The 26,209-nt window shown below is 73.4% G+C and carries 26 protein-coding genes and 1 riboswitch; of the genes, 16 read left to right on the forward strand and 10 right to left on the reverse strand.

What is annotated here, in order from left to right; genetic code table 11:
* Window positions 1–51 precede the first annotated feature (51 nt).
* The 3 genes from AC6I72_RS23210 to AC6I72_RS23220 all read left to right on the forward strand — a co-directional run bounded on the left by AC6I72_RS23210 (window position 52) and on the right by AC6I72_RS23220 (window position 3,102).
* A complete protein-coding gene (locus AC6I72_RS23210) occupies window positions 52–1,005 on the forward strand; it encodes an ROK family glucokinase (protein WP_366723380.1) in 954 nt (317 codons plus the stop codon).
* A gap of 231 nt (window positions 1,006–1,236) precedes the next feature.
* On the forward strand, window positions 1,237–1,983 hold the full coding sequence (locus AC6I72_RS23215) for an endonuclease/exonuclease/phosphatase family protein (RefSeq protein WP_498003144.1): 747 nt from the start codon (window positions 1,237–1,239) through the stop codon (window positions 1,981–1,983).
* Between the two features lie 162 nt (window positions 1,984–2,145).
* The gene (locus tag AC6I72_RS23220; RefSeq protein ID WP_498000915.1) at window positions 2,146–3,102 is read left to right on the forward strand and encodes an IS481 family transposase; all 957 of its coding nucleotides are present in this window, start codon (window positions 2,146–2,148) and stop codon (window positions 3,100–3,102) included.
* A gap of 173 nt (window positions 3,103–3,275) precedes the next feature.
* On the opposite strand, the gene AC6I72_RS23225 is transcribed toward AC6I72_RS23220, so the two are convergent.
* Together AC6I72_RS23225 and AC6I72_RS23230 are read right to left on the reverse strand one after the other, a co-directional pair.
* Window positions 3,276–3,806, reverse strand: a complete 531-nt coding sequence (locus AC6I72_RS23225; RefSeq protein WP_498003145.1) for a hypothetical protein — start codon at window positions 3,804–3,806, stop codon at window positions 3,276–3,278.
* A 712-nt stretch (window positions 3,807–4,518) separates the two neighbouring features.
* Complete coding sequence (locus tag AC6I72_RS23230; RefSeq protein WP_037863432.1) at window positions 4,519–5,298, reverse strand: alpha/beta hydrolase; 780 nt, start codon at window positions 5,296–5,298, stop codon at window positions 4,519–4,521.
* A gap of 198 nt (window positions 5,299–5,496) precedes the next feature.
* Between AC6I72_RS23230 and AC6I72_RS23235 the strand changes: the two genes are divergently transcribed.
* The 5 genes from AC6I72_RS23235 (at window position 5,497) to AC6I72_RS23255 (ending at window position 10,700) form a co-directional block, all read left to right on the forward strand.
* A complete protein-coding gene (locus AC6I72_RS23235) occupies window positions 5,497–6,333 on the forward strand; it encodes a lysophospholipid acyltransferase family protein (protein WP_498003146.1) in 837 nt (278 codons plus the stop codon).
* A 122-nt stretch (window positions 6,334–6,455) separates the two neighbouring features.
* Complete coding sequence (macS, locus tag AC6I72_RS23240) at window positions 6,456–7,697, forward strand: MacS family sensor histidine kinase (RefSeq protein WP_498003147.1); 1,242 nt, start codon at window positions 6,456–6,458, stop codon at window positions 7,695–7,697.
* Entirely contained in the window at window positions 7,694–8,377 is a 684-nt protein-coding gene (locus AC6I72_RS23245; protein WP_498003148.1) for a response regulator, read from the forward strand. Before macS ends, AC6I72_RS23245 begins: the two co-directional genes overlap by 4 nt.
* A gap of 154 nt (window positions 8,378–8,531) precedes the next feature.
* Window positions 8,532–9,560, forward strand: a complete 1,029-nt coding sequence (locus AC6I72_RS23250) for a 6-phosphofructokinase (RefSeq protein ID WP_037863436.1) — start codon at window positions 8,532–8,534, stop codon at window positions 9,558–9,560.
* Between the two features lie 144 nt (window positions 9,561–9,704).
* Window positions 9,705–10,700 (forward strand): 2-hydroxyacid dehydrogenase, encoded by a 996-nt coding sequence (locus AC6I72_RS23255; RefSeq protein ID WP_498003149.1) that lies wholly within the window; start codon window positions 9,705–9,707, stop codon window positions 10,698–10,700.
* On the opposite strand, the gene AC6I72_RS23260 is transcribed toward AC6I72_RS23255, so the two are convergent.
* Together AC6I72_RS23260 and AC6I72_RS23265 are read right to left on the reverse strand one after the other, a co-directional pair.
* A complete protein-coding gene (locus AC6I72_RS23260) occupies window positions 10,652–12,532 on the reverse strand; it encodes an anthranilate synthase family protein (protein WP_498003150.1) in 1,881 nt (626 codons plus the stop codon). The two genes, AC6I72_RS23255 and AC6I72_RS23260, sit on opposite strands and share 49 nt — an antisense overlap.
* A 142-nt stretch (window positions 12,533–12,674) precedes the next feature.
* A complete protein-coding gene (locus AC6I72_RS23265; protein WP_107474434.1) occupies window positions 12,675–12,737 on the reverse strand; it encodes a trp operon leader peptide in 63 nt (20 codons plus the stop codon).
* A gap of 77 nt (window positions 12,738–12,814) precedes the next feature.
* Between AC6I72_RS23265 and AC6I72_RS23270 the strand changes: the two genes are divergently transcribed.
* The 3 genes from AC6I72_RS23270 to AC6I72_RS23280 all read left to right on the forward strand — a co-directional run bounded on the left by AC6I72_RS23270 (window position 12,815) and on the right by AC6I72_RS23280 (window position 16,102).
* Window positions 12,815–14,191 carry a glycoside hydrolase domain-containing protein gene (locus AC6I72_RS23270; RefSeq protein ID WP_498003151.1) on the forward strand — a complete coding sequence of 459 codons (1,377 nt, stop codon included), beginning with the start codon at window positions 12,815–12,817 and terminating at the stop codon, window positions 14,189–14,191.
* A 96-nt stretch (window positions 14,192–14,287) separates the two neighbouring features.
* Window positions 14,288–15,640, forward strand: coding sequence for a class II 3-deoxy-7-phosphoheptulonate synthase (locus AC6I72_RS23275; RefSeq protein WP_498003152.1), 1,353 nt, complete (start codon window positions 14,288–14,290; stop codon window positions 15,638–15,640).
* Window positions 15,641–15,820: 180 nt separating this feature from the next.
* Window positions 15,821–16,102 (forward strand): (2Fe-2S)-binding protein, encoded by a 282-nt coding sequence (locus AC6I72_RS23280; RefSeq protein ID WP_498003153.1) that lies wholly within the window; start codon window positions 15,821–15,823, stop codon window positions 16,100–16,102.
* Window positions 16,103–16,282: 180 nt separating this feature from the next.
* On the opposite strand, the gene bfr is transcribed toward AC6I72_RS23280, so the two are convergent.
* Complete coding sequence (gene bfr / locus AC6I72_RS23285; RefSeq protein WP_498003154.1) at window positions 16,283–16,786, reverse strand: bacterioferritin; 504 nt, start codon at window positions 16,784–16,786, stop codon at window positions 16,283–16,285.
* Window positions 16,787–16,967: 181 nt separating this feature from the next.
* Between bfr and AC6I72_RS23290 the strand changes: the two genes are divergently transcribed.
* On the forward strand, window positions 16,968–17,624 hold the full coding sequence (locus tag AC6I72_RS23290; protein ID WP_498003155.1) for a sulfite oxidase-like oxidoreductase: 657 nt from the start codon (window positions 16,968–16,970) through the stop codon (window positions 17,622–17,624).
* A gap of 90 nt (window positions 17,625–17,714) precedes the next feature.
* On the opposite strand, the gene AC6I72_RS23295 is transcribed toward AC6I72_RS23290, so the two are convergent.
* From AC6I72_RS23295 to thiO, 5 genes are all read right to left on the reverse strand, one after another.
* On the reverse strand, window positions 17,715–18,614 hold the full coding sequence (locus AC6I72_RS23295) for a deoxyribonuclease IV (RefSeq protein ID WP_498003156.1): 900 nt from the start codon (window positions 18,612–18,614) through the stop codon (window positions 17,715–17,717).
* Window positions 18,615–18,675: 61 nt separating this feature from the next.
* Entirely contained in the window at window positions 18,676–20,616 is a 1,941-nt protein-coding gene (gene pknB, locus AC6I72_RS23300; RefSeq protein ID WP_498003157.1) for a Stk1 family PASTA domain-containing Ser/Thr kinase, read from the reverse strand.
* A 211-nt stretch (window positions 20,617–20,827) separates the two neighbouring features.
* A complete protein-coding gene (locus AC6I72_RS23305) occupies window positions 20,828–21,622 on the reverse strand; it encodes a thiazole synthase (RefSeq protein WP_037863451.1) in 795 nt (264 codons plus the stop codon).
* Between the two features lie 3 nt (window positions 21,623–21,625).
* Window positions 21,626–21,838 carry a sulfur carrier protein ThiS gene (thiS, locus tag AC6I72_RS23310; protein ID WP_498003158.1) on the reverse strand — a complete coding sequence of 71 codons (213 nt, stop codon included), beginning with the start codon at window positions 21,836–21,838 and terminating at the stop codon, window positions 21,626–21,628.
* Complete coding sequence (gene thiO / locus AC6I72_RS23315) at window positions 21,835–23,001, reverse strand: glycine oxidase ThiO (RefSeq protein ID WP_498003159.1); 1,167 nt, start codon at window positions 22,999–23,001, stop codon at window positions 21,835–21,837. The genes thiS and thiO overlap by 4 nt, the downstream gene beginning before the upstream one ends.
* Window positions 22,999–23,110: riboswitch (TPP riboswitch) on the reverse strand. It overlaps the preceding gene by 3 nt.
* A gap of 52 nt (window positions 23,111–23,162) precedes the next feature.
* Between thiO and AC6I72_RS23320 the strand changes: the two genes are divergently transcribed.
* From AC6I72_RS23320 to thiE, 4 genes are all read left to right on the forward strand, one after another.
* A complete protein-coding gene (locus AC6I72_RS23320; RefSeq protein ID WP_037863459.1) occupies window positions 23,163–23,504 on the forward strand; it encodes an avidin-fold protein in 342 nt (113 codons plus the stop codon).
* A 175-nt stretch (window positions 23,505–23,679) separates the two neighbouring features.
* The gene (locus AC6I72_RS23325; protein WP_498003160.1) at window positions 23,680–24,909 is read left to right on the forward strand and encodes an NAD(P)/FAD-dependent oxidoreductase; all 1,230 of its coding nucleotides are present in this window, start codon (window positions 23,680–23,682) and stop codon (window positions 24,907–24,909) included.
* A 77-nt stretch (window positions 24,910–24,986) separates the two neighbouring features.
* Window positions 24,987–25,352, forward strand: a complete 366-nt coding sequence (locus AC6I72_RS23330) for an Rv2175c family DNA-binding protein (protein ID WP_037863461.1) — start codon at window positions 24,987–24,989, stop codon at window positions 25,350–25,352.
* Between the two features lie 172 nt (window positions 25,353–25,524).
* Window positions 25,525–26,184 carry a thiamine phosphate synthase gene (gene thiE / locus AC6I72_RS23335; protein ID WP_498003161.1) on the forward strand — a complete coding sequence of 220 codons (660 nt, stop codon included), beginning with the start codon at window positions 25,525–25,527 and terminating at the stop codon, window positions 26,182–26,184.
* Window positions 26,185–26,209 lie beyond the last annotated feature (25 nt).

A 26,209-nucleotide genomic window follows, 5' to 3' on the forward strand; every position in this document is an offset into this window, starting at 1 on the left:
TGCCTCGGGTACGGTTGGCCGTAGCGGGGCTCGACCGGAACTGAGGGATTCATGGGACTCACCATCGGCGTCGACATCGGCGGCACGAAGATCGCGGCCGGCGTGGTCGACGAGGAAGGCAACATCCTCTCGACCTTCAAGGTGCCGACCCCCACCACGCCCGAGGCCATCGTGGACGCCATCGCCTCGGCGGTGGAGGGCGCACGCGCGGGGCACGACATCGTGGGCGTGGGCATCGGCGCCGCCGGATACGTCAACCGGCAGCGCTCCACCGTCTACTTCGCGCCCAACATCGACTGGCGCCAGGAGCCGCTCAAGGAGAAGGTCGAGGCGCGCGTCGGCCTCCCCGTCGTCGTGGAGAACGACGCGAACGCCGCGGCCTGGGGCGAGTACAAGTTCGGTGCCGGCAAGGGCCACCGCAACGTCATCTGCATCACACTCGGCACCGGCCTCGGCGGCGGCATCATCATCGGCAACAAGCTGCGCCGCGGGCACTTCGGCGTGGCCGCCGAGTTCGGGCACATCCGGATGGTCCCGGACGGCCTCCTGTGCGGCTGCGGCTCGCAGGGCTGCTGGGAGCAGTACGCCTCCGGGCGCGCCCTCGTGCGCTACGCCAAGCAGCGCGCCAACGCCACCCCGGAGCGCGCCGAGGTGCTGCTCGCCCTCGGCGACGGCACCCCGGACGGCATCGAGGGCAAGCACATCTCCATGGCCGCCCGCCAGGGCTGCCCGGTCGCCGTCGACTCCTACCGCGAGCTGGCCCGCTGGGCCGGTGCGGGCCTGGCCGACCTGGCGTCCCTGTTCGACCCGTCCGCCTTCATCGTCGGCGGCGGCCTCTCCGACGAGGGCGACCTGGTCCTCGACCCCATCCGTAAGTCGTACAAGCGGTGGCTGGTCGGCGGCAACTGGCGTCCGGTCGCGGACGTGATCGCCGCCCAGCTCGGCAACAAGGCCGGACTGGTGGGCGCGGCCGACCTGGCCAGGGAGCCCGACCCGGTCATGTGAGGCACCCGCCGCGGGGGCCGTCTCCGGCCGCCCGCGGCGCACACGAGGCCATGAGCGCCCACCGTCCCCTCCGTCCGGGCCGGTGGGCGCCGTCGTACGGGCAGGCCGTGGGCCGGCCGTACGGGACCGCGGGGACGGCGGACCGGCCCCCTGGGACCCGCGCACGGGCACCCGCGACACCGGACGGACCGCCGTGCGGAAGCGGTTCCGTCGCCGCGTATGTTGATCGTCATGCAGCTGCCCAACTCCCGCACTGAACCCGACGGTTCCGCCGTCGTCCGCGTCCTGAGCCTGAACATCCGGTCGATGCGGGACGACACCGCCGCCCTCGCCCGGCTGATCAGCGCCTGCGCGCCCGATCTGGTCCTCCTCCAGGAGGCGCCCCGGTTCTTCCGCTGGCGCAAGAAGCTGGCGCAGCTGGCCTCGGCGTCGGACCTGGTCGTCCTCACCGGCGGTGCGACGGCCGCGGGGCCGGCGGTGCTGTGCTCGCTGCGGGCCACGGTCGAACGCACCGAGGACGTCCTGCTGCCGCTCACCCCCGGCCTGCACCGGCGCGGCTTCGCCACGGCCGTGGTCCGGTTCGGGGGTGTCCGGCTCGGTGTGCTCGGCTGTCACCTCTCGCTCGACAAGGACGAGCGGTACGCGCAGAGCGGCATGCTCCTGGACCGGCTGGCCGGGATGGGTGTGGAGCACGCGGTCGTGGGCGGCGACCTGAACGAGGGGCCGGCGGGTCCCGCCTTCCGCCGGCTGGCCGGGGTGCTCCAGGACGGCTGGGCGACGGCGCCGTGGGGCGGCGAGCACACCTGGACGGCCCGCGACCCGCAGCGGCGTATCGACGCGGTGTTCGCGACGCGGGGCGTCGAGGTGCTCGGCTGCGGGGTGCCGCACGGTCTGCCGTCGGTGACGGAGGCGGACCTGAAGGCGGCCACGGACCACCTTCCGGTCCTGGCGGCCCTCCGCATCCCGGCTGACGCCTGACGCGCCCGGCGCCGGCGGCGCCCTGCGCCGCACCCTGCGCGACGGCGCCGTCCCGCCCTAGGTGTATTGATCACGAGCGTTGTTGACGCCTGTCGGGCTTGATCATGGCGAAGACCTCCGGTGTGGTGGAGCTGTCTAGGACCGCACCACACGGAGGTCTTCGTGTCCCACCGTAATGCCCGGCTGACCGTTCACGGCAGGCGGCTCCTGGTCGAGCGTGTCCTTTCCGGCCGCCCGGTAGCGCACGTCGCGGCCGAGATGGGCATCTCGCGGCCCACGGCACACAAGTGGCTGCGTCGCTGGCGGACAGAGGGCGAAGCCGGCCTGCACGACCGTTCCAGCCGACCCCACCGCACGCCGCACCGGACTCCGGCAGAGACGGAAGACCAGGTCTGCCGCCTGCGGCAAGAGCGCAAACTGGGCCCGGCCCGCATCGGCCCGATCCTGGGCCTGCCCCCCTCGACCGTCCACCGGGTCCTGTCCCGGCACGGCCTGAACCGCCTGGCCTTCCTCGACCGGCCCACCGGCCAGGTCATCCGCCGCTACGAACGCGACCGGCCGGGCGAGCTGGTCCACGTGGACGTCAAGAAACTCGGCCGCATCCCCGACGGCGGAGGCTGGCGCGTCCACGGCCGTGCCGCCTGCCCCGACCGCCGCCGCACCACCGGCTTCGACTACATCCATTCCGCAGTCGACGACCACAGCCGCCTGGCCTACAGCGAGGTCCACCCGGACGAGAAGGCCACCACCTGCGCGGCCTTCCTGACCCGGGCCGCAGCCTTCTTCGCCACCTGCGGCATCCTCCGCATCGAGCGCGTCCTGACGGACAACGCGTGGCCCTACCGCAAGAGCTTCGCCTGGCGGCAGGCGCTCGCCGACCTCGGCGCGGCCGGCAAGCTCACCCGCATCTACCGGCCGCAGACCAACGGCAAGGTCGAGCGCTTCAACCGGACCCTGCTCGACGAATGGGCCTACCTGCGGCCCTACACCAACAACGACGAACGCACCGCGGCCCTGGCAGACTTTCTGCACACCTACAACCACCACCGCTGCCACACCGCACTCGGCGGCCAGCCACCGATCAGCCGTGTGAACAACCCTGCAGGTCAATACACCTAGGCCCTGTCGTCGAATTCCCGCCTGCCTCGCGACGCCATGCACGCACTCTCGCCGCACCGGGCCCAGACCCGAGTACGTCCAGTACGAGGGTCAGGGCCCGGCACGCCGAGAGCACGCACCTGACGCCGCGAGGCCCGCCCTCCGGGCGGACGACGGGAATTTCACGACAGGACCTAGACGACGGCCCCGCGGCCGGGGTCGTCGTCCTCCTCGTCGCCCGGGTTCATGCGGGCCACCAGGGTGGCGACACCGCCGACGAAGCCGCCGATGCCGAGGGTGGTCAGCCACCAGGTCATGTCCCAGCCGAGCAGGACGGCCAGCAGGAGCAGGACGGGGCCGCCGATCACGCCCAGCCAGGCGAACTTCGCGGTCGCGTCCGCCTCGGGCAGCGGCGGCGGCTCCGGCGGGACGAAGTGGCCTTCGTCGTCCGCGTCGAAGTCGTCGTCGGAGGGCTCGCGCGGTGCGAAGTCGCGCGGACCCGTACCGGGTGCGGCCAGGCCGGGCGCGAAGGACACCGAGCTGCCCAGCGGCTTGGCCGGGCTCTTCCCGCCGCCCTCGGCTCCGTCCGCGTCCGGCGGTTCCGGCAGCATCAGGTCCTCGATGGGCTTGAAGGGGCTGGCGCCCGGCGGGTCCGGCGGCTCCTGCCCGTACCCGGCGACGATCGCAGCCCACGCCGCCTCCTCGTCGAAGCCGACCCCACCCACGCCGGACCCGGCGCCACCGGCGGAAGCCCCGGCGGTGCCGGAACCGGCGGAAGCCCCGGAGCCCCCGGGAGCGGCGGAAGTCCCGGTACCACCGGAACCGGCGGGAGTCCCCGAGCCGTCGGCACCCGCGGAACTCCCGGGACCGCCGGCACCCTCGGCGCCGCCGGAACCGCGAGGTCCGGCAGAACCCCCGGAATCCAGGGAGCGGCCGCCGGCCTCGGCCGACTCCACGGCCTCGGAAGCCTCGACCGGCTCGGAAGCCTTGACGGGCCCGGCGGGCGGCACTGTCTCCTCGGGCCCGGCGTCCCCAGGCCGCACCGGGCCCCCGGCCCGCGCCGACTCCACGGCGTCTGCCGGGTCCGCGGCACCTGCCGGCCCTACGGCATCCACCGGTCCCACAGGGTCCCCAGGCCGCACCGGACCCCCAACCCGCGCCGACTCCACGACGTCTGCCGACTCCACGGCGTCTGCCGCTCCGTCGGCGTCTACGGCGCCCCCGGCATCCAACGAACCCAGGGCACCCACCGGGCCCACGGCCTCCACCGATCCCGCGGCATCCCCCGCCTGCACGGGCTCGACCGGCTTGACGCGGTCCCCCGCCCGTACCGGCTCCCCGGCCCGCCCGGAGTCCGCCGCCCGTACCGGCTCCGCGGGCCGCGCCGGGTCGGCCGTGGGCTCGCGGTGCTCGCGGCCCTCGCGGTCGGAGTCGTGCTCAGCCACCTGCGGCCGTCCCTTCCTTGCCGACACTGGGTGCGATCCGGCCGATGAAGGCGAGGCTCTCCTCGAAGATCCGGTCCGCGTCGTGGTCCAACGTCGCGACGTGGTAGCTCTGTTCCAGCAGGATCTCCGTGACGTCCACGGAGGAGACCCGGCTGAGGATCCGCGCCGAGTCGGCGGGCGGCACCACGTGGTCCTGCGGGCTGCGCAGGAGCAGCAGCGGCTGCGTGACCTGCGCCAGCTCGCCGTCCACCAGCCGGAAGAAGGTCCGCAGGGAGTGCGCGCAGTGCAGCGGCACCCGGTCGTAGCCCAGCTCCGCGCCGTCCTCCTTCGCGATGTCGCTGGCGATGCCCTTCGTGGTGCGCACCAGGTGCCGGGCCACGGGCAGCGCGTACGCGGACAGGCCGTGCACCTTGTTGGCCGGGTTGACCACCACCACCCCGGCGACCGCGTCCCCGTGCTTGGCGGCGAGCCGCAGCGCCAGCGCGCCGCCCATGGACAGCCCGGCCACGAACACCCGCGCGCAGCGCTCGCTCAGGGCGCGCAGCTCGCGGTCCACCTCCGCGTACCAGTCCTGCCAGCCGGTGACCTGCATGTCCTCCCAGCGCGTGCCGTGCCCGGGCAGCAGCGGCAGCGAGACCGTCAGGCCGTGCTCGGCCAGGTGATCGGCCCAGGGGCGCAGCGACTGGGGGGAGCCGGTGAAGCCGTGGCAGAGGAGGACGCCGACCTCGCCGCCCTCGTGGCGGAACGGCTCGGCTCCGGGGAGGACCGGCACGTCGGTCTCCTGTTCGTGAAGTGGACTGGGCACGTCGGTGACAGGTGTGCGGCGCGGCAGGGTGGTGCGCCGACGGCACACGGCAGCCGATCGCGGGTACTTCACCGTACGCGACGGCACTGACACCGACCAGGGCCGCAGGCGCCTTCCGCGCCGCTGCGGGTTATGGTCTGAGCGACACACACGGGAGGCAGTCGGTTGTTCTACGGCACGATGAAGGTCGCCATCGGGGGGCCGCTGAAGCTCGCCTTCAGGCCCTGGGTGGAGGGTGCGGAGAACATTCCGGCCGAGGGTCCCGCCATTCTGGCCAGCAACCACCTCTCGTTCTCGGACTCGTTCTTCCTGCCCGCGGTGCTCGACCGGAAGGTCACGTTCATCGCCAAGGCCGAGTACTTCACCACGCCCGGCGTGAAGGGCCGGCTGACCGCCGCGTTCTTCAAGGGCGTCGGCCAGCTCCCTGTGGACCGCTCCGGCGCGCGCGGTGCCGGTGAGGCGGCGGTGAAGAGCGGCATAGAGGTGCTGGAGCGCGGCGAGCTGTTCGGCATCTACCCGGAGGGCACCCGCTCGCCCGACGGGCGCCTCTACCGCGGCAAGCCGGGGGGCCTGGCCCGGGTGGCGCTGGCCACCGGCGCGCCGGTCATCCCGGTCGCCATGATCGACACGGAGAAGATCCAGCCGCCCGGGAAGGTCGTCCCCAAGCTGATGCGGCCGGGGATCCGGATCGGCGAGCCGCTCGACTTCAGCCGTTACCAGGGCATGGAGCACGACCGTTTCGTGCTGCGCGCGGTGACCGACGAGGTCATGTACGAGATCATGAAGCTCTCCGGCCAGGAGTACGTCGACATCTACGCGACCGCGGCCAAGCGGCAGATCGCGGAGGCGGCGAAGGCGGAGAAGGAGGCGGGGAAGGCCGAGAAGGAAGCGGAGAAGGCGGAGAAAGAGGCGGAGAAGGCGGCGCGGACCGCCGTCGCGCAGGGCGGGTCCGGCGCGGGGAAGAGCCCGGCGGGCCCCGAGCGGGAGACGGACGCGCACTAGGGTCTTTTGTGGATCAGGGCGGGTCAGGGCCGCGGTGTCGGAGCCGGCGAGCCCTGCTTGATCCGAACGAGAGGCCCTGGCGTCGGGGGCCGGCGCGGGGACGGAACGGGGACTGGGGGGACATGGCCAGGCGCGAGCGCGTCATGAGGATGTCGGTCGAGCAGCCGCTGTGGCGTGCGCTCGCCGCCTACCGGGTGCTGACCCTGTTCTACGCGGTCGGTCTGTTCGCCACCGCCTACAGCCGTTTCCCGCACGCCTGGGTCGCCATCGCGTACTACTGCGTGCTGTTCGTGTGGACCCTGGCCACCCTGCCCCGGGTGGCGAGCGCCGCGCACTGCACCAAGCGCTTCCTCGCCGCCGACCTGACGCTCGCGGTGGGCGGCATCCTGCTCACCCCGCTCGCCGACGCGCACGCGCGGATCGCGGGCGGCGGCCCGACGCTGCCGTCGATATGGACCGCCGGCTCCGTCCTCGCCTTCGCAGTCAAGGGCGGCTGGCGCTGGGCCGCCGTGGCCTCCACCGCGGTCGCCCTCGCCAACCTGGTGGAGCGCGGCACCCCGGCCCGCGACACCGTGCACAACGTGATGCTGGTCTGGGTCGCCTCCATCGCCATCGGCTACGTCGTCGAGGTGGCCCGCGCCTCCGAGCGCACCCTGGCCCGCGCCCTGGAGATCGAGGCGGCGACCAGGGAGCGCGAGCGGCTGGCCCGCGACATCCACGACAGCGTGCTCCAGGTGCTCGCCATGGTGCAGCGGCGCGGCGCGGTCATCGGCGGTGAGGCGGCGGAACTGGGCCGGATGGCGGGCGAGCAGGAGGTGGCGCTGCGCACCCTGGTCTCCGGCGGGCTGGTCCCCGTCTCCCGGGTCTCCCACGACGCGGCCGACGGCGCGGTGGTCCGGGTGGTCGAGGAGCACGACGGGCACGGGGAGGGGGACGGCGACGAGCCGGTCGACCTGCGCGCGCTGCTCGCCCCGTACGCCGGTTCCCGGGTCAGCCTCGCAGAGCCCGGCGCCCCGGTCCCGCTGCCGCCCGCCGCCGCCCGGGAGGTGGCCGCCGCGGTCGGGGCCGCGCTGGACAACGTCCGCCGGCACGCGGGTCAGGAGGCGCGCGCGTGGATCCTCGTCGAGGACGAACCGGACGCCGTGCTCGTGACCGTGCGCGACGACGGGCCCGGCATTCCGGCCGGGCGGCTCGCGCAGGCCGAGGGCGAGGGCCGGCTCGGCGTGGCCCAGTCGATCCGGGGCCGGCTGCGCGACATCGGCGGCACCGCCGAACTGGTCTCGGTGCCCGGCCAGGGCACGGAAGTCGAACTGAACGTACCGAAGCGGGCGAAGCCGGCGCGGGGGAAGGCGGAGAGCCGATGAGCACACAGCAGGACCCGATCAAGGTGATGGTGGTCGACGACCACCCCATGTGGCGCGACGCCGTCGCCCGCGACCTGGCCGAGTCCGGGCTCGACGTGGTCGCCACGGCGGGCGACGGCGAGCAGGCGGTGCGCCGCGCCAAGGCCGCGGCACCGGACGTGCTCGTGCTGGACCTCAACCTGCCCGCCAAGCCCGGCGTGCAGGTCTGCAAGGAACTCGTGGCGCACAACCCGGCGTTGCGGGTGCTGGTGCTCTCCGCCAGCGGTGAGCACGCCGACGTGCTGGAGGCCGTGAAGTCGGGCGCGACCGGCTACCTGCTGAAGTCGGCCTCCACGGAGGAACTGCTGGACGCGGTGCGCCGGACCGCCGTCGGCGACCCGGTGTTCACGCCCGGGCTGGCCGGTCTGGTCCTCGGCGAGTACCGGCGCCTGGCCGCCGAGCCGGTGCCCGCGGGCACCGTGGCCGACAGCGGTCCGAAGGCCCCCCGGCTCACCGACCGCGAGACCGAGGTGCTGCGCCTGGTCGCCAAGGGCCTGAGCTACAAGCAGATCGCCGAGCGTCTGGTCATCTCGCACCGCACCGTCCAGAACCACGTGCAGAACACCCTCGGCAAGCTCCAGCTGCACAACCGGGTGGAGCTGGTCCGCTACGCCATCGAACGCGGACTCGACGGCGAGTAAACCCGCGTACACGGCCCACCCACTCTTTCGAGTGGATTTGCTGTGATCAACTACCGGACATTCCACCGGAATTGACTTTTCCGCCCATGTCGGAGTGACGTGGGTCACCATTAACGTGCCCTTCACCAGGCAACCGCGGCGAAGGGACATTTCCATGCGCGTCGGAGTACTGACCGGTGGCGGCGACTGCCCCGGGCTCAACGCCGTCATCCGGGGCGTCGTCCGCAAGGGCGTGCAGGAGTACGGCTACGACTTCGTCGGCTTCCGGGACGGCTGGCGTGGCCCCCTGGAGAACGACACCGTCCGCCTCGACATCCCCGCCGTCCGCGGCATCCTGCCCCGCGGCGGCACCATCCTCGGCTCCTCGCGCACCAATCCGCTCAAGCAGGAGGGCGGCATCCGGCGCATCAAGGACAACCTCGCCAAGCAGGAGGTCGGGGCGCTCGTCGCGATCGGCGGCGAGGACACCCTCGGTGTGGCCGCGCGGCTGAGCGACGAGTACGGCGTGCCCTGCGTGGGCGTGCCCAAGACCATCGACAACGACCTGTCGGCCACCGACTACACCTTCGGCTTCGACACCGCCGTCTCCATCGCCACCGAGGCCATCGACCGGCTGCACACCACCGCCGAGTCCCACATGCGGGTCCTGGTCTGCGAGGTGATGGGCCGCCACGCGGGCTGGATCGCCCTGCACTCCGGCCTCGCGGGCGGCGCCAACGTCATCCTCGTCCCCGAGCAGCGCTTCGACGTCGACCAGGTCTGCGCCTGGATCACCTCCCGGTTCAAGGCGTCCTACGCCCCCATCGTGGTCGTCGCGGAGGGCGCCATGCCCAAGGACGGCCAGATGGTGCTCAAGGACGAGTCGCGGGACTCCTTCGGGCACGTCCGGCTCTCCGGGGTGGGGGAGTGGCTGGCCAAGGAGATCGAGAGGCGCACCGGCAAGGAGGCCCGGACCACCGTCCTCGGGCACATCCAGCGCGGCGGCACGCCCAGCGCCTTCGACCGCTGGCTCGCCACCCGCTTCGGCCTGCACGCCGTCGACTGCGTCCACGACGGCGACTTCGGCAAGATGGTCGCCCTGCGCGGCACCGACATCGTCCGCGTCCCGATCGCCGAGGCCACCGCGAAGCTGAAGACCGTGGACCCGAAGCTCTACGAGGAGGCGGGGGTGTTCTTCGGCTGACGGCGCGGCCCCGCCGCGGCGCGGACACGGTCACGGTCACGGTGCGGCCCGGTGGCGCGCGGGCAGGGGCCGTCTGTCGTCCGTCCCCGTATATTCGGGGTATCCGGCGTATTCGGCCCATACCCCACCAGAACGGGAGCCGCTGTGGAGATCCTGGCCTTCGGAGTGCAGGCCGACGAGAGGCCCCTGATCGAGCACGCCTTCCGGGACCACCACGAGGTCCGCTGCCTGGACGTCTTCCTCAACGAGGACACCGTGCCCATCGCCGCCGGCTACGAGATCGTCTCCACCAGCGTCAACGCCGAACTGGGCGCCCGCGTCCTGGAGACCCTCGCGGCCGGCGGCACCCGGCTGGTCGCCCAGCGCTCCACCGGGTTCAACAACATCGACCTGCACGCCGCCGAACGGCTCGGCCTGACGGTCGCCCGCGTGTCGTCCTACTCGCCTTACGCGGTCGCCGAGTTCGCCTGGGCGCTCGCCCTCGCCGTCAACCGGCGCATCGTGCGCGCCTCCACCCGCACCCGCGACTTCGACTTCCGGCTCGACGGGCTGATGGGCCGCGACCTGCACGGCCGCACCGCCGGGGTGATCGGCACGGGCAAGATCGGCGAGGCGTTCGCCCGGATCGCCCACGGCTTCGGCATGCGGCTGCTCGGCTGGGACATCGCCGAGAACCCGTCCTGCATGGAACTCGGCATGAAGTACGTCCACAAGGACCAGCTCCTCGCCGAGTCCGACCTGGTCTCCCTGCACGTCCCGCTGATGCCCCAGACCCAGCATCTGATCGACGCCCGTGCCCTGAAGACGATGAAGGACGACGCGATCCTGGTGAACTCCAGCCGCGGCGGCCTCGTCGACACCGCGGCCCTCGTCGCCGAACTGCGCGAGGGCCGCTTCACCGGCGTCGGCCTGGACGTCTACGAGTCCGAGGAGGGCGTGTTCTTCCTCGACAAGTCCCTGGAGGCCATCGAGGACGACACCCTCGCCCGCCTGGTCACCTTCCCCAACGTCCTGGTCACCTCCCACCAGGCGTACTACACCGAGGACGCCCTGCGGCAGATCGTCGACACCACGGTGCGCAACGTCCTGGACTACAAGGCGGGCCGCCGCTCGGAGAACGTGCTGGTGCCGCACAGCTGACCCACCAGGTCCGTCACCACGGCCGCCCCGTTCAGCGTCAGCACCGACTCCGGGTGGAACTGCACCGAGGCGAACCCGGGGCCGCGCAGCGCGTGCACCTCGCCGCTCCCACCGCGGCTCACCTCGACGCCGTGCGCGGCCAGTTCGGCGTGGGCCTCGTCGTCGCAGGTGGCCACGAAGCTGTTGTAGAAGCCGACCGTCTCCGGACGCCCGAACAGGTCGATCACCGTCTGCGCGCCCTGGTACGGCACCTCCTTGCGGACGATCTCCAGGCCCAGCTCGGCCGCGATCAGTTCGTGCCCGAGGCAGACACCGAGCACGCCGTGCCGGTGGCCGGCGATCACCTCGGCGGTCAGCGCGCGCAGCGTCCGCATCTTCGGGTCGGCCAGGTCGCAGGGGTCACCGGGGCCGGGCCCGAGCACGACCGGGCCCTCGTGCGCGAGGACGGCCTCCCGCAGCCCGGGCTCGTCGTGGCGGCGGACGGTGACGTCCAGCCCGCCGGAGCGCAGCACATGGGCGAGCATCGCGGTGAACGTGTCCTCGCCGTCCACCACCAGGGCGTGCCCGGACAGCACGTCCGACGCCTCCTGCATCCGCAGCCAGAACGGCGCGAGCGAGGCCCGGCGCCCGTCCAGCGCGGCCCGCACCCGCGGATCGCCGGCGAGGCGGGGCAGCTCGCGCTCCGCGCGCGGCCGGGAGGGGCGTACGCCCAGCGCGGCCAGCACGCCGGCCGCCTTCGCGTGCGTCTCCGCGACCTCGCCCGCCGGGTCCGAGCCGCGCACCAGCGTCGCGCCGACCGGGACGCGCAGCCGGCCGGCCGCGTCGATGTCGGCGGTGCGGATCAGGATGGGGGAGTCCAGGGTCTGGGCGCCGCCCGCGTCCCGGCCGAGCAGCGCCAGCGCGCCCGCGTAGTAGCCGCGCCCGCCGGCCTCGTGGCGTTCGATGACCCGGCAGGCGTTCTGCACCGGCGATCCGGTGACCGTCGCCGCGAACATGGTCTGCCTGAGCACCTCGCGCACGTCCAGCGACGACCGCCCGCGCAGCTCGTACTCGGTGTGCGCGAGGTGCGCCATCTCCTTCAGCCGCGGCCCGACCACGACCCCGCCCCTGTCGCCGACCGTGCACATCATCTTCAGTTCCTCGTCGACGACCATCGACAGCTCCTCGATCTCCTTGCCGTCGGCGAGGAAACCGAGCAGGTGCGCGGGGGTCGGCCCCTCGGCGGGATAGCGGTACGTGCCGCTAATCGGGTTCATGACGACCGTGCCGCCGGACATCCGCACGTGCACCTCGGGACTCGCGCCCACCAGCGTCCGGTCCCCGGTGTGCACGACGAACGTCCAGTACGCCCCGCGCTCGCCCTCCAGCAGCCGCCGGAACAGCGCCAGCGCGTCGGCCCGGGAGAACCCGGGGATCGCGCCCTCGTACGTCCGCCGGATCACGAAGTTGGCGCCCTGGCCCGTGCCGATCTCCTCGCGGAGCACCCGGTCGACGATCCGCGCGTACTCCTCGTCACCGACGTCGAAGCCCCCGCCCTCCACCCGGACGTCGTGCGCGGGCAGTTGCGCCAGCGCCCCGGCGAGCGGGAGGGCGTACGTCTCCTCGGGGACCAGCACCGTCAGCGGGGTGCCGTCGTCACGGACGTCGAATCCGCGCTCGCGGATCTGCCGGAACGGCACCAGGGCAAGGCCCTCGCCGGGCAGGTCCGCGAGGCGCTCGCACGTGGTCACCGGGCCGAGGAACACCTCGACCAGGTCGTGGTCGTGCCCCGGGGTGCGGCGCCTGAGCAGCGCGAAGGGGCGGTCGTCGTGCAGGAGCCGAGCCAGGTCCATGGTTCCTCTTCCGTCGGTGGGAGCGACCGATGCGGTCACGGACGTGGTGACCGATGCGGTGATCGATGTCGGTGAGGAACGACCGCGGAAACGCCGAAGGCCGCCCCTCGGGCGGCCTTCGCGAAGTCTGGGATACGCGCAGTCAGCGGGCCGCCGGAGAAGCGGTCCACCACCAGTTCTGGATCTGGGTCGAGTGCGCGAACATGCCCGCACCCTACCGCATCCGGCCCGCACACCGGGTCGCCCGGACGCACCACACCCGGTTTCCGCCGGGCACGGGCGGTGGAAGGACGGCGGGCGTCCGCACCCCGTCCGACCGAGGAGCACGCCATCTCCGCACCCCGCCCGCCCCGCGCCCTGGCCCTCCTGTCCGCGCTGACCGCCTGCGCCGCCCTGGCCGCCGGCGCCACCTGCGGCCCGGCCGCCGCCCGCCCCGCGTCCGGCAGTGCCGCCCGCCCCGCGTCCGGCAGTGCCGCCCGCCCCGCGTCCGGCAGTGCCTCCGGCCGTCTCTCCGGCCCCGCGTCCGGCGCGACCAGGAACGTCGCCTACCGCGGCCACACGTTCACCGTCCCCGCCGACTGGCAGGTCGTCGACCTCACCGCCGACCCCACGGCCTGCGTCCGCTTCGACCGGCACGCCGTCTACCTCGGTGACCCGGCCGGGAACCAGGACTGCCCGGCCCGGGTCACCGGCCGCACCGAGGCCCTGTGGGTACGGCCCGCCCCCACCACGAAGGCCGCCGTCACCGAGAACCGCACCGCCCACCTCTTCCACGCCACGGCCGCCGCCGAGGGGATCGCCGTCACCGCCCCCTACCGCGACGACCGGGCGACGGTCGAGCGGGTGCTGGACAGCGCCGGGCTGCCCGTCGCCACCGCCCGCGCCGAGACGGCCCCGGCCGACCCGGTGACCGACCCGGCGGCCGACCCCGCCCAGTCCGTCCCGGCGCTGCCCGCCGACGCGACCGCCTACCGGGGAAAGGGCTTCGACACCTGCGCCGCGCCGGGCCAGAGCGCCATGGACGCCTGGAAGGCCGGCTCGCCCTACGGCGCCGTCGGCATCTACATCGGCGGCGTCAACCGAGGCTGCGCCCAGGCGAACCTGACCGCCGACTGGGTGCGCGCGCAGTACACCAAGGGCTGGCGCATCCTGCCGCTCTACGTCGGCCCGCAGCCCTCCGCGGGCGCCGGGAGCTGCGCGGACGACTGCGCCGCCATCACCGACCCGGCGGCGCAGGGCAGGGCCGCGGCCGAGGACGCGGCCGTCCAGGCCGGCGCGCTCGGGCTGGGCAAGGGCGCGGTGCTCTACAACGACCTGGAGCAGTACACGCCCGGCGCCGCCGTCACCGCCCGGGTCCTCGGCTACCTGGAGGCCTGGACCGGCCGGCTGCACGAGCTGGGTTACCGCTCCGGCGCCTACGGCAGCGTCTCGTCCCTCGTCGCCGACCTGGTCGGCAACGCCACCGGGACCACCCTGCCCGACGTGATCCACTTCGCGCACTGGAACGACGAGGCCGTCACCACGGACGCGGCCCTGCCCGCCGCCCTGTGGGCCGACGGGCAGCGGGTCCACCAGTACGCGGGCGACCGGACCGAGACGTACGGCGGGGCGAAGATCAGCATCGACCGGGACCAGCTGGACGTGGGCACCGGCGCGTGAGGCGGGCGCGCGCGGGGTGTCCGCGACCGAGCGCCGTTCGTCTCACTTGATGAGCAGATGAAGGGACCCGCTGAGTGACCCCGTAGTGTTTGTGGTGTGACCGTGAACGCTAAGACCAGCGCGAGCGCTGGCAACACCTGGCGAAACCTGCCCGCGGCGCAGCAGCCCGAGTACCCCGACGCCGAGGCTCTGCGCGCAGTGATCGCGGACCTCGAGTCGTATCCGCCGCTCGTCTTCGCGGGCGAGTGCGACCAGCTGCGCGCCCGGATGGCGGCCGTCGCCAAGGGAGAGGCGTTCCTCCTCCAGGGCGGCGACTGCGCCGAGGCGTTCGACGCGGTGTCCGCGGACCACATCCGCAACAAGCTCAAGACCCTGCTCCAGATGGGCGCCGTGCTGACGTACGCCGCCTCGGTGCCGGTGGTGAAGGTCGGCCGGATCGCCGGCCAGTACTCCAAGCCGCGCTCCAAGCCGACCGAGACCCGCGACGGCGTGACGCTGCCGACCTACCGCGGCGACTCCGTCAACGGCTTCGACTTCACCGAGGCCGCCCGCGTCCCGGACCCGGAGCGGCTGAAGCGGATGTACCACGCCTCGGCCTCCACGCTGAACCTGGTGCGCGCCTTCACCACCGGCGGCTACGCCGACCTGCGCCAGGTGCACGCCTGGAACCAGGACTTCGTGAAGTCCTCCCCGTCCGGCCAGCGCTACGAGCAGCTCGCCCGCGAGATCGACAACGCGCTGAACTTCATGCGGGCCTGCGGCACCGACCCGGAGGAGTTCAAGACCGTCGAGTTCTACTCCTCGCACGAGGCGCTGCTGCTCGACTACGAGTCCGCGCTCACCCGCACCGACTCGCGCACCGGACAGCTGTACGACGTCTCCGGGCACATGGTGTGGATCGGTGAGCGCACCCGGCAGCTCGACCACGCGCACATCGAGTTCGCCTCGAAGATCCGCAACCCGATCGGCGTCAAGCTCGGCCCGTCCACGACGGCCGAGGAGGCGCTGAAGTACATCGAGCGCCTGGACCCGGACCGGGAGCCCGGCCGGCTGACCTTCATCGTCCGCATGGGCGCCGACAAGGTCCGCGACAAGCTGCCCGAGCTGGTCGAGAAGGTCACCGCCTCGGGCGCGACCGTGGCCTGGGTGACCGACCCGATGCACGGCAACACCTTCGAGGCGGCCTCCGGCCACAAGACCCGCCGCTTTGACGACGTGCTCGACGAGGTCAAGGGCTTCTTCGAGGTGCACAAGGAGCTGGGCACGCACCCCGGCGGCATCCACGTCGAGCTGACCGGTGACGACGTCACCGAGTGCGTGGGCGGCGGTGACGAGATCTTCGTCGACGACCTGCACCAGCGCTACGAGACGGCCTGCGACCCGCGGCTCAACCGCAGCCAGTCGCTCGACCTGGCCTTCCTCGTCGCGGAGATGTACCGGGACCAGTAGGCGCCGCACCGGGGCCGCCGGGAGCCCGGCGGCCCGTCGGTGCCGGACTGGGGCGCGGATCACACACGGTCCGCGCCCCACCCGCTTTCCCGGGTCCCGGCCGAAAGGTAAGGTTAGGTTTGCCTCACCGAGAAGTCGGGGCGGCACCACTGATCGATCCCGGCGGGAGGTGAGCCGAGCGTGTACGTCTGCAGTTGCTTCGGCATCACCGAGCAGCAGGTCAAGCAGCACGCGGAGTCCGGCGCCTGCACGCCCCGCCAGATTGCCTCGGCCTGCAAGGCGGGCACGGACTGCGGCGGGTGCGTCCGCCGCATCCAGGCCCTGCTCGGCCGCGGCGCGTGCCCGCGCCGGGAACTGATCGAGCGGCGCGCCCCGGCGTTCGCGCAGGTCGGCCCCCAGGCGGCCGACGCCGCCGCGCAGGCCGCCGACGCCGCCCCCGGGGAACTGGGCGACGCCGCCTAGCAGCCCGTCCGGCCCTCAGAGCTGCGGACAGAAGTGGGCCCGGCGGGCGACGCCCGGCACCCGCCCTCGCAGCGTTGCCGGAAGGCCCTGTCAGCTCCGCGACAAGGAGTTCCCGGGCGCCTTGCGATCGCGCGCACCGGACACCGCCCGCTGACCGGAACCCACTTCTGTTCGCAGCTCTCAGTGGGTGCCCGGGCCGGACGAGTCCGGCTGGCTCTGCTCGATGACCGTCGACAGGTACAGCGCCTCGCCCAGCTTGTCGACCAGTTCCAGCTGGGTGTCCAGGTAGTCGATGTGGTGTTCCTCGTCGGCCAGGATCGCCTCGAAGACGTTCGCCGAGGTGATGTCGCCCTTCTCGCGCATCACGTCCACGCCCCGGCGCAGCCGGTCGATGGCCTCCACCTCGATCTGCCGGTCGGCCCGGAACATCTCGGTCACCGTCTGCCCGACCTGCACGTGGAAGAGCCGCTGGTAGTTGGGCAGGCCGTCCAGGAGCAGGATCCGGTCGGTCAGGATCTCCGCGTGCCGCATCTCGTCGAACGACTCGGCCCGGGTGTACTCCGCGAGCTTCGACCACCCCTTGTGGTCCTGGAGCTTGGCGTGCAGGAAGTACTGGTTGATCGCGGTCAGCTCGGCGGTGAGCTGCTCGTTGAGCAGTTCGATGACCTCGGGGTCGCCTTGCATGCGGGTAACTCCTTCTGGCTGACGGGGCTGACTGGACGGATATGGGCCGGTATAGACCGATATCCGCCGCATGATTTCACCGGCACCCACGGTCGTCCAGTAAGTGCACGCTTAGTGCGAGTTGTCCGTATCGGCGCGGGGCTGGTCCTGCACACCCCGTCCGGTCTGTCAGGATGGAGGCATGGGTCAGCCGGTGGAACGCGCATCTGGGGAGGCGTCGGGAGCAGCGCCGGGAGCGGCGGCACAGCCGGAGCTTCCGCCGGGGCAGCGGCTGCAGCGGGGCTGGCCGGTCACGCACTACGGCCCGGTGCCGAAGTTCCGGCCCGAGCGCTGGGACTTCCGGGTCTTCGGTGCCACCGCCGACGGCGAGAAGCACTGCTGGAACCACGACGAGTTCACGGCCCTGCCGTACACCACCGTGGTCGCCGACCTGCACTGCGTCACGAAGTTCAGCATGCTCGGCGCCGAGTGGGGGGGCATCCCGGCCCGTACGGTCCTGGACATCGCCCCGCCCGCGCCGGACGTCACCCATGTGATGGTCTGGGCGGAGTACGGCTTCAGCTCGAACCTGCGCCTGACGGACTTCACCGCCGACAGGACGCTGTTCGCCACCCACAAGGACGGCGAGCTGCTGACCGCCGAGCACGGCTTCCCGCTCCGCCTGATCGTCCCCCACCTGTACGCCTGGAAAGGCCCCAAGTGGGTCCGCGGCGTGGAGTACATGACCGCGGACCGCCGCGGCTTCTGGGAGGAACGCGGCTACCACAACATCGGCGACCCCTGGCAGGAACAGCGCTACTCCTACCAGGAGGGACCCGGCGACGGCCCGGGGCTGTGACCGGGGACGGGGCGCGCGTGCGCCCCGGGACGCGGCTGGTCGGGCCTGAGCCCGGGCCGGGGTCCGGCCCTCGCCGGGTCCGGGTGCGGCTCAGCCGTCCCTGAGCTTCTTCAGGCGGGCCACGTCCGCCGCGTGCCCCTCCTTGCCGCCGGGCGTCTCGATGACCAGGGGCACGCCCGCGGTCGCGGGGTGGGTCATCAGGGCGCGGAAGGGATCCTCGCCGATGTGGCCGCCGCCGATGTTCTCGTGCCGGTCCTTGTGGGCGCCCGCCACATCCTTGGAGTCGTTGGCGTGGATCAGCTTCAGCCGGCCCTCACCGACCGTGTCCACCAGCAGGTCGAGTGTCTGGTGCATGCCGTCCGGGCCGGTCAGGTCGTGGCCGGCGGCGAAGATGTGGCAGGTGTCCAGGCACACGCCCAGCTTCGGATGGGCGTCCAGCGCCTCGAAGTACGGTCCGAAGTCCCAGGTGCGCGAGCACAGCGACGCGCCCTGTCCGGCCGTCGACTCCAGCAGCAGGTACGGGTCGTCGTCCCGGGTCAGCTCGTCGAGCAGCGGCAGCAGGTGCTCCCGTACCTGCTTCAGGGCCACCGCGCGGTCCCGGCCGCCGGTGGCGCTCCCGGTGTGCACGACGACCCCGAGCGCGCCGATCTCCCGCCCGCGCCGCAGCGAGTGCCGCAGCGAGTGGACCGAGCGCTCCACGGTCGCCTCGGTGTGCGAGCCGAAGTTGATCAGGTACGGAGCGTGGACGTACGCCGGGACCGACGCCTCGGCGCAGGCCGTGCGGAACGCCTCGTCCTGGCGCGGGTCACCGGTGGGCGTGGCCCAGCCGCGCGGGTTGGCGACGAAGACCTGCACGGTCTCGGCCTCCAGCTCACGGGCGTAGGACAGGCCCACGGAGTGCAGGCCGCCGGCCACCGGTACGTGGCCGCCGATCGGATTGCGGGCGGCGCCCGTGCGGGGAGGGGAAGCGGGGGACTGCTGACTGCTCACCCGTTCAGGGTGTCATGCGGCCCGCGGCCGGTGGCCGCGGGCCGTCGTGATCCCCGTCTCGTCACCTGATGGTGATCTTTATCGTCGAGCCCTTCGGCGCCTGCTCGCCGCCCTGCACCGACTGCTTCTTGACGGTGTCGCCGAACAGACCGAGGAGCCCGCGGTCCTCCTCGACCTGGAAACCGGCGTCCTGGAGCGCCTTCTTCGCGTCGTCGACGCTGTCGCCCGTGACGTCGGGGACGTCGACCATCTCCGGGCCCCTGGACAGCGTCAGCGTGACCGTGTCGCCCTCGGCCACTTTGCCGTCGGGTCCCGGCGTCTGCCGCGCGACCTCGCCCTTGTCGAACTCGGAGTTGACCTGCTCGGACGCGATCGTCACCTTCAGGCCCGCGTCCTCCAGGTCCGACTTCGCCTGGTCCAGGTCCTCGCCCGTGACGTCCGGCACGTCCACCGGGCGGCCCCTGCTGACGACGAGCGCGATCGCCGAGCCCGCGTGGCGCGCGGTGCCCGTCCCGGGGTCCGTGCTGATCACCGAGCCCGCCGCGACGTCCTCGCTGAAGGCGCGGCTCACCATGCCCGGCTCCAGCCCGGCCTTGCCCAGCAGGTCCTGGGCCTCGTCCAGCGGGCGGCCCTTCAGGTTCGGCACCTTCACCGTCTCCGGGCCGTCGGAGACGGTGAGGGTCACGGAGTCGTGGCTGCGGATCCGGGCGCCCGCCGCGGGGTCCGTACTGATGACCGTGCCGCGCCTGACGGTGTCGCTGTAGGCGTGCTTGACGTCCTTGACGTCGAGACCGGTGTCCCTGAGCCGCTCGCGGGCCTGCGCCTCGGTCTTCGCCAGCAGCGGCGGCACCTTCGTGAACTGGCCGGAGTTGATGTACCAGACGCCCCCGCCCAGGGCGAGGACGAGCAGTACGGCGGCGACGACCGTCAGCACCAGCCGCCGGGGCCGCCGGGCCGGGCGCCGGGGCGCGAGAGCCGCGGGCGCCTCCAGGCGGCTGGTGCGGTGCAGCGCGGCCCCCGCCGCGGCGTCCTCGTCATCCTCGTTGACGGGCAGAGGGCGCGGCATCGTCAGCGCGCGCGGGATCACGCTCGTGCGGTCCTGCGCGTTGTCGTGCTCCGCGCTGCGGGCCTGCGGCGGCAGGGCGTCCAGCTGCTGCGTGCTGAGGGCCGCCCGGGCCTCGCGGGTCCGGGCGAGCAGCGCCACCGCGTCGTGCGGCCGCACCTGCGGGGTGCGCGCGGTGGCCGCCGCGACCAGCTCGTCCAGTCCGACGGGCAGCCCGGGGACCGCGGCGGACGGGGCCGGCACGTCCTCGTGCAGGTGCTGGTACAGCACCTGGGCGGGACTGTCGCCCTGGTGGGGCTTGGCGCCGGTCAGCATCTCGTACAGCACCACACCGCACGCGTACACGTCGACCCGGGGGTCGGCGGTGCCCTGCTCGATCTGCTCGGGGGCGAGGTAGGAGACGGTGCCGAGGACGGCGCCGGTGGTACTGGTGACCGAGTCCACGGCCCGGACCAGCCCGAAGTCGGCGACCTTGACCCGGCCGTCGTCGCCTATCAGGACGTTCTCCGGCTTCATGTCGCGGTGCACGAACCCGGCGCGGTGCGCCGCGCCGAGTGCCGCGAGCACCGGCTCCAGGATGTCCAGCGCGGCCCGCGGCTGCAGCGCCCCGCGCTCGCGCAGCACGTCCCGCAGCGTGCAGCCGGCGATGTACTCCATGGCCAGGTAGACGTACGACCCGTCGGTGCCCTGGTCGAAGACCTGCACCACGTTCGGGTGGTCCAGGCGGGCCACCGACTTGGCCTCCCGGATGAACCGCTCCACGAACGACCCGTCGGCCGCGAGCGCCGGGTGCATCACCTTGAGGGCGAGTACCCGGTCCAGGCGGGTGTCCAGGCCCCGGTAGACCGTGGCCATCCCGCCGACGGCGATCCGCGCGTCGACGCGATACCGGCCGTCGAGCACCTGCCCGACGAGAGGGTCCTGAAGGGTCGTATCCACGCAGGGGAGTCTACGAGCCGCCACGGACACCCGAGCCGCCGAGCGGCGCTCCGCGGCGGGACTGCAGCCGACCTGTGACGCTTCCCACGCGCGCGGGCGGCGAGCCGGGAGCGTGCGCGGGGCGCGCGGGCGAGGCCCGCCCTCGGGCAGCGACCGGGGCCCCTCCCTGTGCGAGGGGCCGGGGAAGACCCAGGTGCGTGGCCGGCCGGCCTCAGAAGGCCGGGCGTTCCGGGTCCAGGTCGGCCAGGCCCTCCACCGGGGACGAGGCCTCGGCGAAGTGGCGCCGGGGGATGCGGCCCGCCAGCCGGGCCAGGCGGCCGGCCGTCACCGCGTGCCGCATCGCCTCGGCCATGACCGCCGGCTCCTGTGCCCGCGTCACCGCCGAGGCGAGCATCACGCCCGCGCACCCCAGCTCCATGGCCAGCGCCACGTCCGAGGCCGTGCCGGCGCCCGCGTCCAGGATCACCGGCACGCGCGCGTGCTCCACGATCAGCTGGAAGTTGTGCGGGTTGCGGATCCCGAGCCCGGAGCCGATGGGCGAGCCCAGCGGCATGACCGCGGCGCAGCCGACGTCCTCCAGCTTCCGGGCGAGCACCGGGTCGTCGTTCGTGTACGGCAGCACCGTGAAGCCGTCGTCGACCAGGGTCTCCGCCGCGTCCAGCAGTTCGATCGGGTCCGGCAGCAGGGTGCGCTCGTCGGCGATGACCTCCAGTTTGACCAGGTCGGTGCCGAGCGCCTCCCGGGCGAGCCGGGCCGTGAGCACCGCCTCGCCCGCCGTGAAGCAGCCCGCGGTGTTGGGCAGCACCCGGATGCCGAGCTTCTCCAGCACGGACAGCACGGAGCCGTGCACGGAGGGGTCCACCCGGCGCATCGCGACCGTGGTCAGCTCCGTTCCGGAGGCCACCAGGGAGCGTTCGAGGACGTCCAGGCTGGGCGCACCGCCGGTGCCCATGATCAGCCGGGACGTGAAGGACGTACCACCGAGGACGAAGGGGTCGTCGGCCATGGTTCAGCCTCCTTGGACGGCGGTGAGGATCTCGACGCGGTCGCCCTCGGACAGAGCGGTGGAGGGCCACCGGTCGCGCGGGACGACGGTCTCGTTGAGGGCGGCGGCCACCCCGGAGGGCGCCGCGGTCAGGGTCCGTACGACGGCGTCGAGGGCCGTGCCGTGCGCGAACTCGCGCGGCTCGCCGTTGACGGAGATGCGGACGGGGGTGCTCATGCGGGCTGCTCCGTGAGGGGGGCGGCGTGGAAACGCCGCGGGCTGAAGGGACGGGCCTCGTCCGGCAGCTCGCCGGTGGCCAGGACGTGCGCCATGACGTCACCGGTGACCGGGGTGAGCAGCACACCGTTGCGGTAGTGCCCGGTGGCCACCAGCAGCCCGTCCAGACCGGTCGGGCCGAGCAGCGGCGCGTTGTCGGGGGAGGCGGGGCGCAGCCCGGCGCGGGTCTCGGTCAGCGGCAGCTCGGTGATGCCGGGCACCAGCTCGTGCGCGTCGCGCAGCAGCTCGTAGACGCCGCCCGCCGTCACCGTGGTGTCCCAGCCCAGCTCCTCGCTGGTGGCCCCGACGACCAGCTCGCCGCTGAGCCGCGGCACCAGGTAGAGGTGGCCGCCGCGCACCACGGCCCGCACCGTGCGGCTCAGGAACGGCGCGTACCGCTGGGGCACGGTCAGCCGGAGCACCTGCCCCTTCACCGGCCGCACCGGCGGCAGCAGGTCGTCCGGGACCCCCGCGAGGCGTCCGCTGAGGCTGCCGGCGGCCAGGACCACCTGCCCGGCGCCGAGCGCGGTGCCCTCGCGCAGCACGCAGCCCGTGGCCCGCTCCCGTTCGACGGTGAGCCGCTCGGCCCAGGCGCGGTGGAAGACCACGCCAGCGCGCTCGCAGGCCACGACCAGTGCGGCGGCCAGCCGCCGCGGATCGATCTGGTGGTCGCCGTCCACCCGCAGCCCGCCGCGCACGCCCGGCGCGAGCATCGGCTCCAGGCGCCGGCACTCACGCCCCGACAGCCACTCCGACTCCAGCCCCGAGCGGTGTTGCAGGGCGTGCAGTTCCCGCAGGTGGGCGCGGTCGTCGGCGTCCAGCGCGACGGCCAGCGTGCCGCACCTGCGGTAACCGAGGTCGTGGCCGGTCAGCTCGGTCAGCTCGGCCGCGAAGTCCGGGTAGCGGCGGGCCGAGGCCAGGTTCAGGCCGAGCAGCGTCTCCTCGCCGTAGTGCAGTTCCGTGACGGCGGCCAGCATCCCGGCCGCCACCTGCGCGGCACCGCCGCCCGGCTCGGGGTCCACCACGGCCGTGGACAGGCCGCGCCGGGCCGCGCGCCAGGCGGTCACGAGCCCGATGATCCCGCCCCCGATGACGAGGACGTCAGACGTACGTGGCAACGACATGGGCGTCCAGCCCCTCCCTTCGCCGGCATGACCCGGATCAGGTTCGTACGGTCGGAGGCCGCCAGCCTCCCTCTCAGCCCGGTGCGTCCGGGCTCCCGCGAGTGCTTGTACGGTGGCCACCCTAGTCCTTGGAGCAGCGCTTTTGTAAGGGAGCCTCCCGTATGCCGCCCTCGCTGGACGGTCTCGTCCTCGCCCCCGTCGCCGATCAGGCCCCCGGCCAGGTGGGCACCCGGACCCGCTTCACGTACCACGAACGGGGCGGGGAGATCTGGGCCGAGTACGCGGGCGGCGACGTCGTCCGCGGTCACCTGGTGGGCACCAGGGAGGGCGACCGGCTCGACTTCCGTTACGTCCAGCTCAAGCACGACGGCACGACCTCCTCGGGGCACTGCGTCTCCACGGTGGTCGAACTGCCCGACGGGCGGGTGCGGTTGGAGGAGACGTGGGAGTGGGAGTCGCAGGCGGGGAGCGGCACGAGCGTGGTGGAACAGGTGGGTGACTGACGGCGGCGGGCGGGGCGCGGTCCCGTCGGGGGCGGCGTGACCTCGGCCGGCGTGACCGGGAATCGCGGCCGGGGCACGGCCTCGGCCGGCGTGACAGGGACGCGGCGGGCGTTGTGGAGCACGTCACTCCGCACGCCCCCTGACTGACTGAACGTCAGCTGACTATGGTGATCAGGTGAGCGAGCAGACGCAGGAACAGGGCACGGCTCAGCCGCGGCGCGTGGTCGTCGCCGGCGCTGGCATGGCCGGTGTGCAGACCGCGGTCGCCCTGCGCGAGCAGGGCTTCACCGGCACGATCACCCTGATCGGCGCCGAACCCCACCAGCCCTACGACCGGCCACCGCTGTCCAAGGCCGTCCTGCTCGGCAAGGCCGAGGGGTCCGCCTTCGACGTCGACTTCGAGGCGCTCGGCCTGGAGCTGCGGCTCGGCTGCGAGGCCCTGGCGGTCCGCTCCGAAGCGCACGTTCTCGACACCTCCGAGGGACCCGTCCCCTACGACGTCCTCGTCCTCGCCACCGGCGCCGAGCCGGTGCGGCTGCCCGGCGCGGAGGACGTCCCCGGCGTGCACCTGCTGCGCACCCTGGACGACGCCGAACGGCTGCGGCCGGTCCTCGCCGAGCAGCACGACGTCGTCGTGGTCGGCGCCGGCTGGATCGGCGCCGAGTTCGCGACGGCCGCGCGCGAGGCGGGCTGCGCGGTGACGGTCGTGGAGGCCGCCGACCGGCCGCTGGCCGGGGTGCTGCCCGCCGAGGTGGCCGCTCCGATGACCGCCTGGTACACCGACAGCGGCACCGTGCTGCGCACCCGCGCGCGGGTGGCACGCGTCGAGCCCGGCGCGGTCGTGCTCGACGACGGGTCACGGCTGCCCGCGGGCGCCGTCGTCGTCGGCATCGGCGCCCGCCCCGCGACCGCCTGGCTGGCGGGCTCCGGCGTCGAGCTGGGCGAGCGCGGAGAGGTGCTCGCCGACGACCACCTGCGCACCAGCGCGGCGGACGTGTACGCGGTCGGCGACTGCGCCTCCTTCCCGTCGGGCCGGTACGGCGAACGCCTGCTGGTCCACCACTGGGACAACGCGCTCCAGGGCCCGCGCACGGTCGCCGCCAACGTGATCGGCCTGACCCCTGCCGTCTACGACCCGGTGCCGTACTTCTGGTCCGAGCAGTTCGGCCGCTTCGTGCAGTACGCCGGCCACCACACCGCGGCCGACGCCACCGTCTGGCGCGGCGAGCCCTCCGGCCCGGCCTGGACGGTGTGCTGGCTGCGCGACACCCGGCTGGTCGCCCTGTTGGCGGTCGGCCGCCCGCGGGATCTCGCCCAGGGCCGACGGCTGATCGAGGCCGGTGCGGGGATGGACGCGGGGCTGCTGGCGGACCCGTCGAGGCCGCTGAAGGCGGCCACCGCGTAGCCCGCTCGCCGGACGGTCTCCGCCCAGGTGGACGGGGTCGGCTTCCGAGTGCCGGTGGCAGATGGCACGCTTGTCCCGTGACCGAGATTGACGCGAAGACCGATGCGCTCGTCCCCGCCTGGCTGACCCTGCCCGACATCGCCGAGATGCTCGGCGTCGACGTGACGCGTGTGCGGCAGCTGGTCAAGGAGGGCCAGCTCATCGCCGTACGCCGCGGTGAGAACCGCGCGCTGCACGTCCCCGCCGCCTTCATCGACGGGGACAAGGTCGTCAAGGGCCTGTCCGGGACCCTGACGCTCCTGCGGGACGACGGCTTCACGGTCGAAGAGATGATCGAGTGGCTCTTCACCCCCGACCCGACCCTGCCCGGCACCCCCGCACAGGCCCTGAGCGAGAATCGCGGCACGGAGGTGAAGCGCCGCGCCCAGGCGCTCGCCGTCTGACCCCGGGCGCCACTGACAGGGCGGCCCGCCGGCAGGGCCGCCCGCTGCCCGGACCGAACCATTCGTCCGGCGTACGGGTACCGCCGCCGTGGACCGGGACCCGTACGGGCCCCGGAGCCGCGGCCCGTACGCCATCGACACCACCGCAGACCCATCACGGGGGGACCCACGCATGTCCGACACCGCCGCAGCCGCCGCCCGCGCCCGCCTGGCCGACGCGCGCCTGTACCTGTGCACGGACGCCCGCAGGGACCGCGGCGACCTGCCCGAGTTCCTCGACGCCGTGCTCGCGGGCGGTGTCGACATCGTGCAGCTGCGCGACAAGGGCATGGAGGCCGGGGAGGAACTGGAGCACCTCGCGGTGTTCGCCGACGCCTGCGCGCGCCACGGCCGGCTGCTCGCGGTCAACGACCGCGCGGACGTCGCGTACGCCGCCCGCGCCGACGTGCTGCACCTCGGCCAGGGCGACCTGCCGGTCCCCGCGGCACGCGCGATCCTCGGCGACGACGTCCTGATCGGCCGCTCCACGCACGCCGGGTCCGAGGCCGCCGCGGCCGCCGCGCAGGACGGCGTGGACTACTTCTGCACGGGCCCCTGCTGGCCCACCCCGACCAAGCCCGGCCGTCACGCGCCCGGCCTCGACCTGGTCCGCTCCACCGCCTCCCTCGGGACCGACCGCCCCTGGTTCGCCATCGGCGGCATCGACCTCGGCAACCTCGACCAGGTGCTGGAGGCGGGCGCCCGGCGCGTCGTCGTGGTGCGGGCGATCACCGAGGCCGACGACCCGGGCGCGGCGGCGGCCGAGTTCGCGAAGCGGCTGCGGCAGGCCTGACCGGGCCGGCCGCCGGCGCGCACCG

The sequence above is a fragment of the Streptomyces sp. Xyl84 genome (assembly GCF_059731885.1).